The organism is Stackebrandtia sp., from assembly GCF_035643755.1.
In the GTDB taxonomy this organism is placed as follows: Bacteria; Actinomycetota; Actinomycetes; order Mycobacteriales; family Micromonosporaceae; genus Stackebrandtia.
The window spans coordinates 23,243-40,282 of record NZ_DASQPW010000199.1 but is presented as its reverse complement, the minus strand read 5'-3'; the positions used below and the strand labels follow the sequence as shown (position 1 = coordinate 40,282).

The following is a 17,040-nucleotide window of genomic DNA, read 5'->3' as shown; positions in this document are numbered from 1 at the left end:
AGAGGCCGAAGGCGTCCGGCTTGTGCTGGTGATAGGCCGCGATGAGATCCTCGGGGGGCACCTTGATGCCGAGGTTGATGATGCGATAGCCGTTGTTCTTCAGCACGATCTCGACCAGGTTCTTGCCGATGTCGTGCACGTCGCCCTTGACCGTGGCCAAAACGATCGTGCCCTTGCCCTCGGAGTCGGTCTTTTCCATGTGCGGCTCGAGGTAGGCCACGGCCGCCTTCATCACCTCGGCCGACTGCAACACGAACGGCAGCTGCATCTGGCCCGAGCCGAACAACTCCCCCACGGTCTTCATGCCGTCCAACAGGGTGTCGTTGACGATGTCCAGCGCGGAGCGCTCGGCCAGGGCGGCGTCCAGGTCCTCCTCCAGGCCCTTGCGCTCGCCGTCGATGATGCGGCGCGCCAGCCTCTCGTTGAGCGGCAGGGTGGCCAGCTCCTCGGCGCGCGCCTCGCGGGCCGAGGTGATGTCGACGCCCTCGAACATCTCGATGAGCCGCTGCAGCGGGTCGTAGCCCTCGCGGCGGCGGTCGTAGACCAGGTCGAGGGCGACGGTGCGCTGATCGTCCGGAATCCGCGTCATCGGCAGGATCTTGGAGGAGTGGACGATGGCGCTGGTGAGGCCCGCCTCGACGCATTCGTTGAGGAACACCGAGTTGAGCACCTGGCGGGCCGCCGGATTCAGGCCGAAGGACACGTTGGACACGCCGAGGGTGAAGTTCACGCCCGGGTATCGCCGCGTGATCTCGCGGATCGCCTCGATCGCCTCGATGGCGTCGCGGCGGGTCTCCTCCTGGCCGGTGGAGATCGGGAAGGTCAGGCAGTCGACGAAGATGTCCGACAGGGCCATGCCCCAGTTGTTCATCAGGTCGTCGATGGTGCGCGAGGCCACCCGCACCTTCCATTCGGCGGTGCGGGCCTGGCCCTCCTCGTCGATGCACATCACGACCACGGCGGCGCCGTGCTCGACGACGATCGGCATCACACGCGCGTAGCGGGAGTCCGGTCCGTCGCCGTCTTCGAAGTTGACCGAGTTGACGACGCAGCGCCCGCCCAGGGATTCCAGGCCCGACTCGACGACGCCGGGCTCGGTGGAGTCCAGCATGATGGGCAATGTGGACGCCGTGGCGAAGCGGCCGGCCAGCTCCCGCATGTCGTCGCGGCCGTCGCGACCCACGTAGTCGACGCACAGGTCCAGCAGGTGGGAGCCGGCGCGGGCGGCCTGGCGCGCGATGTCGACGCACTTGTCCCAGTCGGCGTCCAGCATCGCGTCGCGGAAGGCCTTGGAGCCGTTGGCGTTGGTGCGCTCGCCGACGTTGAGGATCGAGGCGTCCTGCTTGAACGCGACGTGGTGGTACGAGGAGGAGACGCCGTACTCGCGGGTCACCGAGCGGCGCAGCGGCTCCCGACCGCCGACCCGCTCCACCAGCTGCCGCACGTGCTCGGGGGTGGTTCCGCAGCAGCCGCCCACCAGGTTGGCGCCGAACTCGCCGGTGAAGGTGTCGATCGCGTCGGCCAGTTCCGGTGCGGTGAGCGGATAGTGGGCGCCGTTGGGGCCCAGCTCGGGCAGCCCCGCGTTGGGCATCACCGTGATCGGCAGCCGCGAGTACTGCGACAGGTAACGCATGTGCTCGCTCATCTCGGCGGGCCCGGTCTCGCAGTTGAGGCCCATGACGTCGACGCCGAGCGCGCTCAGCGCGGTCACGGCCGCGCCGATCTCGGCGCCCACCAGCATGGTTCCCGTGGTGCCCATGGCCACCGACGCGATCAGCGGCACGGTCACACCGGCCGCGGCCATGGCGCGCTTGGAACCGATCAGGGCCGCCTTGGCCTGCAGCAGATCCTGCGAGGTCTCCACCAGGATCGCGTCGGCGCCGCCGGCGATCAGCCCGGCGGCGCACTCGGCGTAGGCGTCGCGCAGGGTGGCGTACGGGGCGTGGCCGAGGGTCGGCAGCTTCGTGCCGCCGCCCATCGAGCCGAGCACGAAGCGCGGGCGATCGGGGGTGGAGTGGCCGTCGGCGACCTCGCGGGCCAGGGCCGCGCCGCGGCGCGCCAGGTCGTGGATGCGGTGGTTGATGTCGTATTCGCCGAAGTTGCCGAAGTTGGCGCCGAAGGTGTTGGTGCCGACACAATCGGCGCCCGCCGCGAAATAGGCGTCGTGAATGTGGCGAATCACATCGGGGCGGGTGGCGTTGAGAACCTCGTTACAGCCTTCCAACCCCTCGAAGTCGTCGAGGTCCAGGTCGGCGGCTTGCAGCATGGTCCCCATGGCCCCGTCGGCGATCAGGATTCGCTCGCGCAGGGACTCAAGGAACGGGTTGGCAGACATGCCCCCAAGCCTAGTGGTCCCGACCCGTGAGAAGAGCCGTGCGTGAGCCAGTCGACGTCGGCACGTACGCTGGCCTGGTGACCCAGTTCGATGGATTTCCGACGCTGCGATCGCCCGTGCTGATCGCGGCGTTCACCGGGTGGAACGACGCCGCCGACGCCGCGAGCCACGTCATCGCCCACCTGGGCCAGCAGTGGAGCGCCGAACAGCTCGCGACCATCGACCCCGATCCGTACTTCGACTTCCAGATGGCCAGGCCCACGATCAAGGTGACCGTCGCCGGCGCCGAGCGGGTGGATTGGCCGTACACCGGGTTCTCGGTGGCCTCGCCGCCGGACACCGGGCGCGACGTGGTGCTGTTGACCGGGCCCGAGCCCAGCATGCACTGGCGCGGCTTCTGCTCGGAGGTGTCGGAGATCTGCCGCGCCCTGGACATCCAGCAGGTGATCCTGCTCGGCTCGCTGATGGCCGACGTCGGGTACACGCGGCCCCTACCGGTGTCGGGGACGTCCAGCGACCCGGTGCTGGCCAAGCGCATGAAGATGGACCCGGTCGAGTACGAGGGGCCCGCGGGCATCATCGGGATGCTGCACGCGACGTTCCAGGAGCTGGATCTGCCCGTCACGTCGTGCTGGATTCACGTGCCGCACTACGCCGCGACGTCGCCGTGCCCGAAGGCCACCCTCGGTCTGCTGCACCGGGTCGAGGAGCTCATCGACCTGCCGGTCCCCGCCGGGGGCCTGGTGGAACAGACCGCCCAGTGGGAGAACGACGTCGCCCGCCTCATCGAGGCCGACAGCGACATCGCTGAATACATCAATTCCCTGGACGAGCCCGACTCCGACGACGAGCCGTCCGGCGACGACATCGCCCGCGACTTCGAGCGCTACCTGCGCCGCCGCGACCCGCACGGCGACGACGCCTCTTGATCGCTTAGGCGAAGCTCCAGCGGTGGGGCGCCAGCTTGGCGGGAGTCTCGACGGGCGGGTGCTTGCCGACGAAGGCGGCGCGTTCGGCGGAGAAGCCGTCGCGGTCGTCGAAGAAGTCCTTGGCCATCTCGGCCAGTTCCGCCGCGGCGAAGTACTCCGGCGGGTGGGTCTTACGCAGGGTGCGGACCTTGGTTTCCAGGGTCTCGGCGTGCCAGCGCGGGTCCGCGTACGACTGCGCGAGGTCGCCCAGCCAGGTGGAGAAGGTGCGCGCGTCGCGGGGGCCCATGGCGTCGGCGACGCCGATGCGGGCGGCCTCGGCGGCGTCGATCGGCAGCTTGTCGTGCAGCAGACGGGCCGCGGTGCCCGCGCCGACGCGGCGCGGCAGCGTGTAGGTGTGCAGCTCGGAGCCGTACAGACCCATGTCGTAGTACGGGTTGAGGACGATGCCCTCCCGGGCCACCACGACGTCGCAGGCCAGGCCGAGCATCACCCCGCCGGCGCCGGCGCTGGCGGTGAAGGCGCCGATGGTGAGCTGGTCGGTGCACGACACCAGCGCGGTGCAGATGTCGTTGATGGCGTTGATGTTGGCCCAGGCCTCGGCCGCCGGGTCGTCGGCGGCGTCGATGACGTTGAGGTGGATGCCGTTGGAGAAGTACTCGTCGCTTCCGCGCAGCACCAGGACCCGGGTGTCCTGCGCGAGCGCTTCGTCCAATGCGGACTTGACGCGGCGGCACTGCGCGGTGGACATCGCGCCGTTGTACAGCCGCATGGTGAGGACGCCGACGTCGCCTTCGCGGGTGTAGGTGGTCTCGCGCAGCCGCGACGGCACCGCCAGCTCGGGCAGGGACGCGTCGTCGAACACGGCGGTGGCGGGAAGCTTGATGCCGTCGCCGCCGAGGTCGCGGGGGCGCTTCACCTGGCCGATCCACACCGTCTCGGTGCCGGTGGCCACCGCGATGGCGTCGCCGCCGCGGCCCACGATGGTCCCGGGGCGGAAGCGGTGGGTGCGGGCCTGGCCCACGGCGGCGTCGAAGACGTGGACGGTCTGGCCCTCGATGTCGCAGCGGACGCCGGGGGCGGAGTCGGCGGCGCGGATGCGGCGCACGATCTCGGCGGCGGGCTGGGTCCAGGAGAACTGCCGCTGGTCGCGCTTCATGAAGGGCCGGGTGGTGGCGCCGGCGACCGGGCGGGGCAGCTCCTCCTGCGGCTGCGGGCGGAACTTCGGGTCGGCGGCCTTGGCGACCACCTCGTCGATGCACTCGATGGCGGCGTCGGCGACGGCGCCGTTGTACAGCGCCGCCTTGGCGGCGGGCTCGGACGGCATCGGAAACAACCGCCAGGCCCACACCGGGCCCGCGTCCATCTCCTCCACCGCCGACAGCGCGGTGACGCCCCACTGCGACTCGCGGTCCATGATCGCGTAATCCAATGAGGACGGACCGCGGTCGCCGATCGGGCCGGGGTGAATGATCACCGTGGGCCACTTCTGCCAGACGTCGGCGGGCACCCGGTGCTTCAGGAAGGGACACAGGATCAGGTCGGGGGCCGCGCCCTGCACCATCGCGGTCAGGGTGTCGGGGTCCTCGTGCGTCGAGGCCAGCTCGACGCTCACGGTGTGGCCGCGCTCGCGCAGCCGACACCAGGCGCGTTGGGTGAGTCCATTGAACGCGGAGACCAACAGGAGAATATTCACGCAGCGAACTCCATTGTGAGGGGTCAGCGGAGCAAGGGGCCAGCGAGGCGTGAAAACGCGACTCGCCCGAGACACTACCGTGATCTCGCCCGCTTCGACACACCGGCCGCCACCTGCGATGACGCCCGGTGAGCGCTCACAAAGTAACGCCGAGTAGGGAATCCACAGTGGCCGACACCAGGGAGGGCGCGTCGGCGTCGTCTCCGTTGCTTGTGGACCATTCGTCGACGGCGGCCAGCGCCGCGGCCGTGTCCACGTCGTTCGACAGACAACCCCGCACCTTCGCCAGCAGGGCCGCGCCGTCGGCGCCGCTTCGCCGCGCGGTGGCGGCGCGCCAGGTCTCCAGGCGCTGTTGGGCGCGGCGCAGCACGTCGTCGGTCCAGGCGCGGTCGTCGCGGTAGTGGCCGTCCAGCAGCCCCAGCCGCACCGCGGCGGGGTCGACGCCGTCGGCGCGCAGCCGCGAGACGAACACCAGGTTGCCCAGGCTCTTGGACATCTTCTCGCCGTCCAGGGCGATCATGCCCGCGTGCACGTAGTGCCGCGCGAACGGCGCGACCTTGGTGGCCGCCTCGGCGTGGGCCGCGGACATCTCGTGGTGCGGGAAGATCAGGTCGTTGCCGCCGCCCTGGACGTCGATCTGCTCGCCCAGGTACTTCAGCGCGATCGCGGCGCACTCGATGTGCCAGCCCGGCCGTCCGTCGCCCAGGGCCGAGGGCCAGGACGGCTCGCCGTCGCGCTTTCCGCGCCACAGCAGCGCGTCCAGCGGGTCGCGCTTCCCCGCCCGGTCGGGGTCGCCGCCGCGCTCGCCGAAGTAGCGCAGCATGGTCGCGCGGTCGTAGTGGGACTCGCCGCCGAAGCCCTCGGCGTCGTCGACCGGGAAGTACACGTCGCCGGTGCCGTCGTCGAGCCGGTAACCGGCGCCGACCTCGACCAGGCGCTCCACCAGGTCGGCCACGTCGGTCATCGATTCCACCGCGCCGACGTAGGCCACGGGGGGCAGGATCCTCAGCGCCTCCATGTCCTCGCGAAACAACGCGGTCTCGCGCCGCCCCAGCGCCTTCCAGTCCACGCCGTCGCGCTCGGCCCGCTCGAAGAGCGGTTCGTCCACATCGGTGACATTCTGGACGTAGTTCACCGCGTGGCCGTTGTCGCGCCACACCCGGTTGATCACGTCGAAGGTGATCATCGTGGCGGCGTGGCCCAGGTGGGTGGCGTCGTAGGGGGTGATGCCGCACACGTACATGCGGGCGCCGCCCGCGCCGGGGACGCTGGGGTGAACGTCCTGCCGCGCGGTGTCGTACAAGCGCAACGGCTCCCCCGTTCCGGGGAGCCGCCGCAAGCCGGGAGCTTGCCAAGATTCCATGCCTCGAGACTAGACGGGGCGGCGGACATCGGCGAAGCGAACGAACGGTGCGCTGGATCTCAGGAGCTGCCCGTCGCCGACAGCGCCCCGGCCCCGATCAGAATCATGAGCAGGATGCCCAGGCCCACCCGGTACCACACGAAGGTCACAATGGAGTGTGAGGCGACGAACCTCAGCAGCCACGCGATCGAGGCGTAGGCGGTGATGAAGCTGATCACGATGCCCACCACGATGGGGGTGACGCCGATCGAGCCGTCGAAGGCGTCCTTGAGTTCCAGGGCGCTGCCGCCCAGCAGGGCGGGGATGCCCAGGAAGAAGGACAGGCGCGTGGCGGTGACCCGGTCCAGGTCGCGCAGCAGACCGGCGGAGATGGTGGCACCCGACCGCGAGACGCCGGGGATCAGGGCGACGCACTGGGCCAGGCCGATGATGACGGTGTCGGCCAGCCGCAGCTGGGATTCCTTGCGCTGATGGGTCGCGGCGTACTCGGCGAACCACATCACGGCGCTCCACAGGATGAGCGCCAGCGCCACCACCCACAGGTTGGCCAGCGGACCCTCGATGAGCGGCTTCGCCACCAGACCGACGATGCCGATCGGGATCGACCCGGCGATGATGTACCAGCCGAACTTGTAGTCGAATCCGCGATGCCGGGGATTGAACAGCCCCTTGCAGAAGCCCGTGATGATGCGCCAGATGTCCTTGGCGAAGTAGACCAGCACCGCCACGATCGCGCCGGCCTGGATCACCACCGAGTACGCGGTCAGCGCGTGGCTCGTGAGGTCCATGCCCATCAGGCCCTCGGCGATGCGCAGGTGACCGGTGGACGAGACCGGGAGGAACTCGGTGAGTCCCTCCACAATGCCCAGAATGAAGGCCTGCCACAGTTCCATTACTCGCCCACCCCCGCCGCGTCGAGGGCATCGGCGGCCACCCGCAGCGTCTCGAGCCGGGATTCGACGTCCGGCGCGTAGGGGGCGACCGACAGCGTGGTGACCCCGGCCTCGGCATAGGCCGCCAGGCGTTCGGTGACGCGTGGCGCGGGGCCCAGAAGACAGGTGCGGTCGATGAACTCGAACGGCACCGCCGCGGCGGCCTCGCGGTACTTGCCCGCCAGGTACAGGTCCTGGACCTTGACGGCCGCCTCCTCGTATCCCATGGACACGGCCAGACGGTTGTAGAAGTTCTGTTCGCGGCTGCCCATTCCTCCGATGTAGAGGGCGCTGTAGGCGCGCACCGCGTCGGCGCACCCGTCGACGTCGTCGCCGATCACCACGGGGACGGTCGGCACCACGTCGATGGACGCCAGGTCACGGCCCGCCCTGTCGGCGCCCGCCTTCACCCGGGCCAGCTGCTCGCCGGCGTACTCGGGAGCGAAGAAGATGCCCAGCCAGCCGTCGGCGACCTCGCCGGCCAGTTCCAGGTTCTTGGGGCCGATGACGGCCAGGTAGATCGGGATGTCCTGGCGCGGCGGGCGAATCGCCAGCTGCAGAGCCTTACCCGGCCCGTTCGGCAACGGCAGCGTGATGTGCTTGCCGTCGTAAGAGACCCGCTCGCGCCGCAGCGCCGCCTTGACGACGTCGACGTATTCGCGGGTGCGGCCCAGCGGCTTGGCGAAGCCGACGCCGTACCAGCCCTCCGACACCTGCGGGCCCGAGACCCCAAGGCCCAGACGGAATCGCCCGTCGGACAGGGTGTCGAGACTGGCGGCGGTCATCGCCGTCATGGTGGCCGCCCGCGCCGGTATCTGCATCACCGCGGACCCCACGTCGATCCGTTCGGTCTGCGCCGCCAACCACGACAGGATCGTCACCGAGTCCGAGCCGTAGGCCTCGGCGGCCCACACCACCGAATACCCCAGCCGTTCGGCCTCCCGGGCGGCGACCAGGTGGTCCGCCGGATCGGTTCCCGACCCCCAGTAGCCAAGGCTCAGTCCAAGTCGCACACGCGCCCCTTCGTCACATTCAATCGACACAAGCCGACCCAGCCTAACGGTCGGCTTTTGGCGCATGCGGTGGCTAAGCGTCGCGACGGCCGGGTAACTTCGGATCTTGTGGAGCAGCGACCGTTGGGACTATCCGGCCTCGAAGTGTCCAGACTGGCCTTGGGCACGATGACCTGGGGCACGGCGCAAGACGCCGATCCGGAGGACCCCGCGGCCCAGCTGACCGCGTTCATCGAGGCCGGCGGCAACCTCATCGACACCGCGGGCGTGTACGGCCAGGGCGCCGCCGAGACGATCCTCGGCGAGCTCCTGGGAAAGGTGGTGCCGCGCTGCGACGTCACCATCGCCACCAAGTCGGGGGTGAGCGCGCACCCCGAGCGGCGCCGCAACACCTCGCGGGGTCACCTGTTGCGGGAACTGGACGCGTCGCTGGCCCGGCTCGGCACGGACCATGTGGACCTGTGGCAGCTGCACGTACACGACCCCGACACCCCGATCGAGGAAACCCTTGCCACGCTTGACTACGCGGTGTCGACCGGGCGGGTGCGCTACGTCGGGGTGTCCAATCACACCGGTTGGCAGACCGCCCGGGCGGTGACCTGGCAGCGTTCCTGGCCGGGCCGCTCCCCGATCGTGGCGTCCCAGGTGGAGTATTCGCTGGTGCAACGCGGCATCGAGCGGGAGGTCCTGCCCGCCTGCCTGGCGCTGGATGTCGGGGTGCTGGCCTGGTCGCCGCTGGGGCGCGGGGTGTTGACCGGGAAGTATCGCTTCGGCCGCCCCTCCGACTCGCGGGCCTCGTCTCCCCAGTGGGGACGGTTCGTGTCGGCCTATCTGGACGATCGCTGCGCCGGGATCATCGAGGCCGTGGCCACCGCCGCCGACGGCCTCGGAGTGTCCCCATTGGATGTCGCGCTGGCCTGGGTGCGGGACCAGCCCGGGGTCACCTCGGCGATCGTGGGTGCCCGCAACGCCGCGCAGTTGCGCTCCAGCCTGGCGGCCGAGTCGCTGTACCTGCCGCCGGAGATCCGCCTGGCGCTGGCGGACGTGTCGGCCCCGAGTCTGGGGTATCCGGAAAGGCACTGAGTGTGTCGCGGTGCCGGTGTGGCGCTTGACAAGGCGTGGGGCCCTGTTTATTGTCTGTGACATCCGTTACCCATCGGTAATAAAGGAGCCCTCGTGCCCGCCCGCGCCCGCCGCACCATCACGGTGTTGGCCATCTCCCTCCTGTCCCTCGGATTGACCGCCAGCCCCGCGATCGCCTCCACCAACACCAACTATGTGTCCCTCGGCGACTCGTTCGTCGCCGGGCCGCTGATCCCCAACCAGACCACCGACCCGGTCGGCTGCCTGCGCTCCGACCACAACTATCCGTCCCTTGTGGCCAAGAAGCTCGGCGTCGACAAGTTCACCGACGTCAGCTGCTCCGGCGCCGTCACCGACGACATGTTCAGCCCGCAGTCGGTCCCCCTCGGCAGCAATCCCGCGCAGCTGGACGCCGTCAACGCCGACACCACCCTGGTCACCGTCGGTATCAGCGGCAACGACATCGGCTTCGCCGACATCCTCATCAACTGCGTGGCCAAGGGCGCGGTGAACCCGTTCGGCAGCCCCTGCAAGGACCAGTACACAAAGAACGGTGGCGACGAGCTGCGCGACAGGATCGCCCAGGCGCGCGGCAAGGTGGACAAGGTGCTGGACGGCATCGCCGATCGCGCCCCGAACGCCCGCGTCGTGGTCACCGGCTACCTGCCGATTCTGCCGGAGTCGAAGGGCTGCTGGCCCAAGGTGACCCTCGGCGAGCGCGATGTGCCCTATCTGGATGGTGTCGAGCAGGCGCTCAACGGCATGCTGTCCGACGCCGCCGGAGCACACGACGCCGCCTACGCCGACAACACCCAGCGCGGGCACGACATCTGCGCCGACCGCGACGACCGCTGGGTCGAGGGCATCATCCCGACGCGACCCGCCGCTCCGGTGCACCCCAACGCATCCGGCATGGAGGTCATGGCCGCGGCGGTGGCAGACCAGTTGAGTTAGGAGCCTTGCGATCGGCGTGCCGCTGTCGGTCGCGGCGGCGGGTCCGGCTTAGAGTGTGCCCCGTGATGAGTCAGGCCGCTCCGCCGCAACCGGCACCGGAACTGTTTGCTCGCGCCCGGAACTCCATGCTGTCCGCCTCGCGGCTGTCCGGGATCGAGGTCGGCGAGACCCCGGCGCCCGGACGGCTGGCGCCGTACTCCTTCGCGCTTTCGGCGAGTGTGGACAATCCACAAGGACCCGAGGTGTCGGGTCGGCTGATCCTGCTGCACGACCCCGCCGGCCACCCCTCCTGGGAGGGGACGCTGCGGCTGGTCACGTACGTGGCGATCGACGACCCGCGCGGGCCCGCGCACGAGACACTGTGGTCGGGCCTGCTGGACGGGTTGGACGCCGCCGAGGCGTCCTATCTGGCCCCCGGCGGCACCGTCACCGTCAGCTCCTCCACCGGTTACGGCGCGCTGCGGCGCGGCGGCGACCCCGAGGTGACCGTCGAGCTGCGTGCATCGTGGACACCCCACGGCGACGTCGGCGCCCACGTGAGCGCGTGGTGCGCGGTATTGGGCCGATTGGCGGAGCACTGAATCGTCCGATCATCGTGAAGTGTCCAAATATTCGCCCGTATGGGCGACTTACCGGTCGACCAACGGAGGGGCATCCCCCACAGTGTTCCGTACCGCCGTACGGTTAACGAATGTGTGAAGATCACCCGTCCGAAACCCCGCCGCCGGTGGTGCTCACCCAACCCCGGGACGGCGTTCCGGACGTCGTGGTTGACGCGCCCGCCCTGCGGCGCACCGTCGAGTCGCTGGCGGGCGGCAGCGGCCCCGTCGCCATCGACGCCGAGCGCGCCTCCGGCTTCCGTTATCTCCCCCGCGCCTACCTCATTCAGTTGCGGCGCGAGGGCGCGGGCACATCCCTCATCGACCCGATCCGCTTCGACAACCTCGAGTCCCTCGACGACGCGCTGGCCGACACCGAGTGGATCCTGCACGCCGCCAGCCAGGACCTCCCGTGCCTGACCGACGTGGGCATGCGTCCCCGCGCCCTGTTCGACACGGAACTGGCGGCGCGGCTGTGCGGCTTCGAGCGCGTCGGCCTGGCGGCGCTCACCGAGAAGCTGCTGGGCTTCACGCTGGAGAAGCATCACTCCGCCGCCGACTGGAGCACCCGTCCACTGCCCGCCGACTGGCTGGTCTACGCCGCGCTCGACGTCGAGCTGCTGGTGGACCTGCGCAACCTGCTGGACGAGGAGCTGACGGCCCAGGGCAAGCGCGCGTGGGCCGCCGAGGAGTTCGACGCGCTGATCAACGCGCCCGCCCCGGCGCCGCGCGCCGAGCCCTGGCGCCGCACCTCGGGCATTCACCGGGTGCGCGGGCGCCGCGCCCTCGGACGTGTCCGTTCCCTGTGGACGCTGCGCGACGAGATCGCGCGCGGGCTCGACAAGGCGCCGTCCAAGATCATCCCCGATCCCGCGATCGCCGACGCGGCCGTCGCCGACCCCACCGACTTCGGCGAGCTGATCGCCATCCCCGGATTCCAGCGCCGCCACGGGCGCGGCAACGCCAAGCGCTGGCTCAAGGCCCTGGCCGAGGCCCGGCGGATCCCCGAGGCGGAGCTGCCGTCGGTCACGCCGGTGTCCGACGGCCCCCCGTCGACCCACCGCTGGGCGTCGCGCGACCCGGAGGCCGCCGCGCGTCTGCAGCGCGCCCGCACCGCCGTCGCCGCGATCGCCGACGAGCACGCGCTGCCCGCCGAGAACCTGCTGGCCCCGGCCACGGTGCGCGCGCTGTGCTGGCGGCCGCCGCGCAGGATCACCGAGGAGACCGTGGCGGACGTGTTGCGCCGCAACAACGCCCGCCCCTGGCAGATCGGGCTGAGCGCGGGGGTCTTGACCGAGGCGTTGAACGAGAAGTTATCCCGCGGCCTTGATGGCGGCGTCGACCGCGCCGGTCAGCAGGTCCTTCACGTCGGCGTCGCCGTCGGCGACGATGGCTTCGACGCCGACCACCAGGTTCTTGGTCCGCACGATGATGAAACCGCCGCCGCCGTAACTTTCGACGCTGATCTCGCCGGAGTCCCAGTCCCCCGACACGTCGGCGGCCTCGTCGGCTTCGTACAGGAACGAGTCGCTCTTGATCGTGTCGTAGGCGGAGTCCGTCTGAGACTCGTCCCGGGGCGCGCTCAGCTCCACTATGGCCGAAGATCCCGAGCCGCCCGACGCGACGCACTTGATCACGCCGTCGTCGTCGTAGCCCTGCGGCGTCTCGTCGATGTCCAGTCCCGATACGCTCGCCAGATCGATGGCCCCGCAGGTGGAACCGGAGACCCGGTACCCGTCGGCGGCGGCCGACGAACTGTCGGCCTGCGAGCCGCCCGCCGCCTCGGTGCCACCGCCACCGCTGGTGCCGCCCGAATCCCGGTTGGCGAGGGCGACCACCAGGATCACGGCCACGGCGATGACCAGCGCCCCGACGCCCCCGCCGACGATCCAGCCGAGGCCGCCTTTCTTCTTGGGCGGCACCGGTGGCGGCATCATCGGCTCACCCATGAAGGGGACGCAACTGCCGACAGTGACGAGGCGGGCACGCGCGAGGCCGCTGGCGGATCGGTGTTACCAGCGAGTAACATCGCGCCGTGAGGCACAGTCTCGTCCATTCGTCCATCCGCGAGGAGGCACCGCACGTGAGCCAGCACAGCATTTGGCGAACGCCACCGATCTGGGTACCGAGGAGGTCAGCGTGAGCCGCACCGTTCGCGAGGTCGTCTTTGTCGACGGCGTGCGCACCCCCTTCGGCAAGGCCGGGGGCATGTACTCCGAGACCCGCGCCGACGACCTGGTCATCCGCTGCATCCGGCAGCTGCTGCGCCGCAACCCCGGGCTGCCGCCCGAGCGCGTGGAGGAGGTGGCCATCGCCGCCACCACCCAGATCGGCGACCAGGGGCTCACCCTGGGCCGCACCGCGGCGCTGCTGTCCGGGCTTCCCAAGACCGTGCCGGGTTACTCCATCGACCGGATGTGCGCCGGTGCCATGACGGCGGTGACCTCGGTGGCCTCCGGGATCGGCTTCGGCGCCTTCGACGTGGCCATCGCCGGCGGCGTCGAGCACATGGGACGCCACCCGATGGGCGAGGGCGTCGACCCCAATCCGCGGATCCTGTCGGAGAAGCTGGTCGACCCGTCCGCGTTGGTGATGGGACAGACCGCCGAGAACCTGCACGACCGCTTCGGCGACATCTCCAAGCAGCGCGCCGACGCCTTCGCGCTGGCCAGCCAGCAGCGCTACGCCAAGCACATCGACGACATCGCCGCCGACCTGGTCACCATGAACACCCGCTCCGTCGACGAGGGCTGGGGACTGGCCGTCACCGACGAGCCGCCGCGCGAGACCTCGATGGACAAGCTCGCGGGCCTGAAGACCCCGTTCCGCCCGCACGGCCGGGTCACCGCGGGCAACTCCGCGGGCCTCAACGACGGCGCGACCGCGTGCATCGTCACCGAGGAGAACACCGCGCGCGAGCTCGACCTGCCGGTCGCGATGCGCCTGGTGTCGTACGCCTTCGCGGGCGTGGAGCCCGAGGTGATGGGCGTCGGGCCGATCCCGTCGACCGAGAAGGCCCTGTCCAAGGCGGGTCTGTCGATCGCCGACATCGGGCTGTTCGAACTCAACGAGGCCTTCGCCGTGCAGGTGCTGGCCTTCCTGGACCACTTCGGCATCGGCGACGACGACGAGCGGGTCAACCCGTGGGGCGGCGCCATCGCGGTGGGCCACCCGCTGGCCTCCTCCGGGGTGCGTCTGATGACGCAGCTGGCCCGGCACTTCGCCGCCAACCCGCAGGTGCGCTACGGCATCACCGCGATGTGCATCGGCATCGGCATGGGCGGCACCGTCATCTGGGAGAACCCCGCTTGGGAAGGTGGTCAGAAGTGAACGCGCTCAAGGAATTCCCCAACGAGGTCGTCACCCATTCGCACGTCCGTTACATCCCGGTTCCCGGGCTGAACGGCGAGGCCGCGCTGATCACCCTGGACAACGGCTTCGACCACAAGAAGCCGTCGTCGCTGGGGCCGGCCGGGCTCCAGGAGCTCAGCGCCGCGCTGGACGCGATCCACGCGCGCACGCCCAAGGTGCGGTTCATCGCCGTGACCGGCAAGCCCTTCATCTTCTGTGTGGGCGCCGACGTCACCGGCATGCCGCTGCTGAAGACCAAAGAGGACGCCAAGACGATCACGCGCTACGGGCACGAGCTGTTCGCGCGCTTCAAGGACTCCGAGATCCCGACGTTCGCGTTCGTCAACGGCGTGACCCTGGGCGGGGGCCTCGAGCTGTCCCTGCACTGTCAATACCGGACGCTGGCGTCGTCGGTGCCGGCGATCGCGTTCCCCGAGGTGTTCCTGGGCATCCTGCCCGGCTGGGGCGGCAGCCAGCTGCTGCCCAACCTGATCGGCATGGACGCCGCGGTCAAGGTGATCATCGAAAACCCCTTGAACCAGAACAAGATGCTGCGCGCCGCCGAGGCCCACAAGCTGGGCATCAGCGACGTGCTGCTGGAGCCGGCCGACTTCATCGAGGAGTCGCTGGCCTGGGCCACCAAGGTCGTCAACGGCGACATCACCGTGGACCGTCGGGAGGTGGACAAGGGCGAGGCGTGGGACAACGCGCTGGCGCGCGGCAGGTTCGCCGCCGACATGAAGGTGCACGGCGCCGCACCGGCGCCGTACCGGGCGCTGGAGCTGCTGGCCGAGTCAAAGACCGTCGACTTCGCCACCGGCACCGCCCACGAGGACGACGCCATGGCGGACCTGTTCACCTCGCCGGAGTTGAAGTCCGGGCTGTACTCCTTCGATCTGGTGCAAAAGCGCGCCAAGCGCCCCGTCGGGGTTCCCGACAAGTCGCTGGCCCGCGGCGTCAACAAGGTGGGCGTGGTCGGTGCCGGCCTGATGGCCTCGCAGCTGGCCTGGCTGTTCGTGCGCCGCCTCGAGGTGCCGGTGGTCATGACCGACCTCGACGACGAGCGGGTCGCCAAGGGCGTGGCCTACGTGCACGGCGAGATCGACAAGCAGCTGGCCAAGGGACGCATCACCTCCGACAAGGCGGCCAGGTTCAAGGGCCTGATCTCGGGCTCGGTGGACAAGTCGGTGTTCTCCGACGCCGACTTCGTCATCGAGGCGGTGTTCGAGGAGCTCGGGTTGAAGAAGAACATCTTCGCCGAGCTGGAGACCATCGTGTCGCCCGAGTGCGTGCTGGCCACCAACACGTCCTCGCTGTCGGTGTCCGACATGGCCGCCGACCTGAGGCACCCGCAGCGGGTCGTGGGCTTCCACTTCTTCAACCCGGTGGCGATACTGCCGCTTCTGGAGGTGGTGCGCGCCAAGCACACCGACGACGCCACACTGGCCACCGCGTTCGCGGTGTGCAAGTCGCTGAAGAAGAACGGCGTGCTGGTGGCCGACGCCCCGGCGTTCGTGGTGAACCGGCTGCTCACCCGGTTCCTGGGCGAGATCTTCGCCCGGGTCGACGAGGGCACCGACCTCGAGGTCGCCGACCACGCGGTCGACACGCTCGGCCTGCCGATGACGCCGTTCGTCCTGCTGCAGCTGGTGGGTCCGGCGGTGGCGCAGCACGTGGCGCAGACCCTGCACCTGGCCTACCCCGACCGCTACGGCGTGTCGTCCAATCTCGACAAACTGGTCAAGGCGGGCAAGTCGAGCGTCTACGTGTGGGACGCCACCGGCACACCCTCCCCCGACCCGGACCTGGCCTCCATCATGGAGTTCGGTGACTCGCCGAGCGAGCCGGAGGACATCAAGCAGCGGGCGCTGGAGGCGCTGGCCGACGAGATCCGCCGGATGCTGGACGAGGGCGTGGTCGCCGCGCCCGAGGACATCGACCTGTGCATGATCCTGGGCGCGGGCTGGCCGTTCCATCTGGGCGGCATCACCCCGTTCCTGGACCGCAGCGGAGTGTCCGAAAAGGTCACCGGTCGCCGGTTCCACGAATAGGCTCTTCGACGAGGGGGCGGTGCCGCAAAGGCGCCGCTCCCTTGGCATCCGGCGAATGATTCACTGTGGTGACCCACCCGTCGTGTCGCGAAAGGCGCCCGATGACCTACCCCACGCCGTCCGCGGGCGGCCCCGAGGCCCGCGCCGCGCTGCTCGAGGTCTGTGCCCGTCCCGCCGCCCAGCGCTTCCGCCGCGCCCCGTTCGGCAAGCGCGGCTACAAGATGGAGGAGGTGGACCAGTTCGTCGACCGGGTCAAGCGCAACCTCGACACCTGGCTGACCACACAGGACGCCCAGGACGTCCGCTTCGGCCAGCAGGGGTGGAGGGGCTACGACGAGGGCGCCGTCGACGACTGGATCGACCGGGTCGGCGCGTACGTGAAGCTCAACGGCCGCTGAATCGCTCGTATCCCGCGCGCGGTGAAGCTAGGCTGAGGCGCATGTCTGCCGAGATCGTCGACAATCCGGACCGCAGCCGCTACGAGGCCCGGGTGGACGGCGCGGTCGCCGCTTACCTGGAGTACGACCGGCACGAGCACTTCACCGCTTTTCCGCACACCGAGGTCAACCGGGCCTATCGGGGCCAGGGGCTGGGCTCGATGCTGGTGCGTCAGGCCCTGGACGACGTCCGGGAGTCCGGCGACAAGGCCTACCCGCTGTGTCCCTACGTGAAGAGCTGGCTCGGCAAGCATCCGGAATACGACGACGTGCTGTATCGCTCGTGAACGCGCCGGGCGC

At 69.9% G+C, this 17,040-nt stretch carries 14 protein-coding genes; 9 read left to right on the top strand and 5 right to left on the bottom strand.

From position 1 onward, the window contains the following. Positions 1 to 2,335, bottom strand: a 2,335-nt coding sequence (gene metH / locus VE172_RS15405) for a methionine synthase (RefSeq protein WP_324802811.1), incomplete at its 3' end; no start/stop codon positions are given. Between the two features lie 77 nt (positions 2,336 to 2,412). On the opposite strand from metH, the gene VE172_RS15400 reads away from it, so the two are divergent. After that, positions 2,413 to 3,264 (top strand): PAC2 family protein, encoded by an 852-nt coding sequence (locus VE172_RS15400; RefSeq protein ID WP_324802810.1) that lies wholly within the window; start codon positions 2,413 to 2,415, stop codon positions 3,262 to 3,264. Between the two features lie 4 nt (positions 3,265 to 3,268). On the opposite strand, the gene VE172_RS15395 is transcribed toward VE172_RS15400, so the two are convergent. The 4 genes from VE172_RS15395 to VE172_RS15380 all read right to left on the bottom strand — a co-directional run bounded on the left by VE172_RS15395 (position 3,269) and on the right by VE172_RS15380 (position 8,265). Next, positions 3,269 to 4,957, bottom strand: coding sequence for a hydrogenase maturation protein (locus VE172_RS15395; RefSeq protein WP_324802809.1), 1,689 nt, complete (start codon positions 4,955 to 4,957; stop codon positions 3,269 to 3,271). A 136-nt stretch (positions 4,958 to 5,093) separates the two neighbouring features. Further along, the gene (mshC, locus tag VE172_RS15390; protein WP_324802808.1) at positions 5,094 to 6,320 is read right to left on the bottom strand and encodes a cysteine--1-D-myo-inosityl 2-amino-2-deoxy-alpha-D-glucopyranoside ligase; all 1,227 of its coding nucleotides are present in this window, start codon (positions 6,318 to 6,320) and stop codon (positions 5,094 to 5,096) included. Positions 6,321 to 6,379: 59 nt separating this feature from the next. Then, on the bottom strand, positions 6,380 to 7,213 hold the full coding sequence (locus tag VE172_RS15385; RefSeq protein ID WP_324802807.1) for an undecaprenyl-diphosphate phosphatase: 834 nt from the start codon (positions 7,211 to 7,213) through the stop codon (positions 6,380 to 6,382). Further along, positions 7,213 to 8,265: an LLM class F420-dependent oxidoreductase gene (locus tag VE172_RS15380; protein ID WP_324802806.1), complete on the bottom strand. Its 1,053-nt coding sequence runs from the start codon at positions 8,263 to 8,265 to the stop codon at positions 7,213 to 7,215. The genes VE172_RS15385 and VE172_RS15380 overlap by 1 nt, the downstream gene beginning before the upstream one ends. Before the next feature lie 108 nt (positions 8,266 to 8,373). Between VE172_RS15380 and VE172_RS15375 the strand changes: the two genes are divergently transcribed. The 8 genes from VE172_RS15375 (at position 8,374) to VE172_RS15340 (ending at position 17,027) form a co-directional block, all read left to right on the top strand. After that, entirely contained in the window at positions 8,374 to 9,348 is a 975-nt protein-coding gene (locus VE172_RS15375; RefSeq protein WP_349258398.1) for an aldo/keto reductase, read from the top strand. A gap of 93 nt (positions 9,349 to 9,441) precedes the next feature. Continuing rightward, positions 9,442 to 10,302, top strand: coding sequence for an SGNH/GDSL hydrolase family protein (locus VE172_RS15370; protein WP_324802804.1), 861 nt, complete (start codon positions 9,442 to 9,444; stop codon positions 10,300 to 10,302). A gap of 65 nt (positions 10,303 to 10,367) precedes the next feature. Further along, positions 10,368 to 10,883: a DUF3000 family protein gene (locus VE172_RS15365; RefSeq protein WP_324802803.1), complete on the top strand. Its 516-nt coding sequence runs from the start codon at positions 10,368 to 10,370 to the stop codon at positions 10,881 to 10,883. A gap of 110 nt (positions 10,884 to 10,993) precedes the next feature. Further along, positions 10,994 to 12,940, top strand: a complete 1,947-nt coding sequence (locus VE172_RS15360; RefSeq protein WP_324802802.1) for a ribonuclease D — start codon at positions 10,994 to 10,996, stop codon at positions 12,938 to 12,940. 100 nt (positions 12,941 to 13,040) lie between these two features. Further along, positions 13,041 to 14,231 (top strand): thiolase family protein, encoded by a 1,191-nt coding sequence (locus VE172_RS15355; RefSeq protein ID WP_324802801.1) that lies wholly within the window; start codon positions 13,041 to 13,043, stop codon positions 14,229 to 14,231. Further along, a complete protein-coding gene (locus VE172_RS15350) occupies positions 14,228 to 16,303 on the top strand; it encodes a 3-hydroxyacyl-CoA dehydrogenase NAD-binding domain-containing protein (RefSeq protein ID WP_324802800.1) in 2,076 nt (691 codons plus the stop codon). Before VE172_RS15355 ends, VE172_RS15350 begins: the two co-directional genes overlap by 4 nt. Positions 16,304 to 16,404: 101 nt before the next feature. Next, entirely contained in the window at positions 16,405 to 16,701 is a 297-nt protein-coding gene (locus VE172_RS15345; protein ID WP_324802799.1) for a DivIVA domain-containing protein, read from the top strand. Further along, on the top strand, positions 16,623 to 17,027 hold the full coding sequence (locus tag VE172_RS15340; RefSeq protein WP_324802798.1) for a GNAT family N-acetyltransferase: 405 nt from the start codon (positions 16,623 to 16,625) through the stop codon (positions 17,025 to 17,027). The genes VE172_RS15345 and VE172_RS15340 overlap by 79 nt, the downstream gene beginning before the upstream one ends. Positions 17,028 to 17,040: the final 13 nt, after the last annotated feature.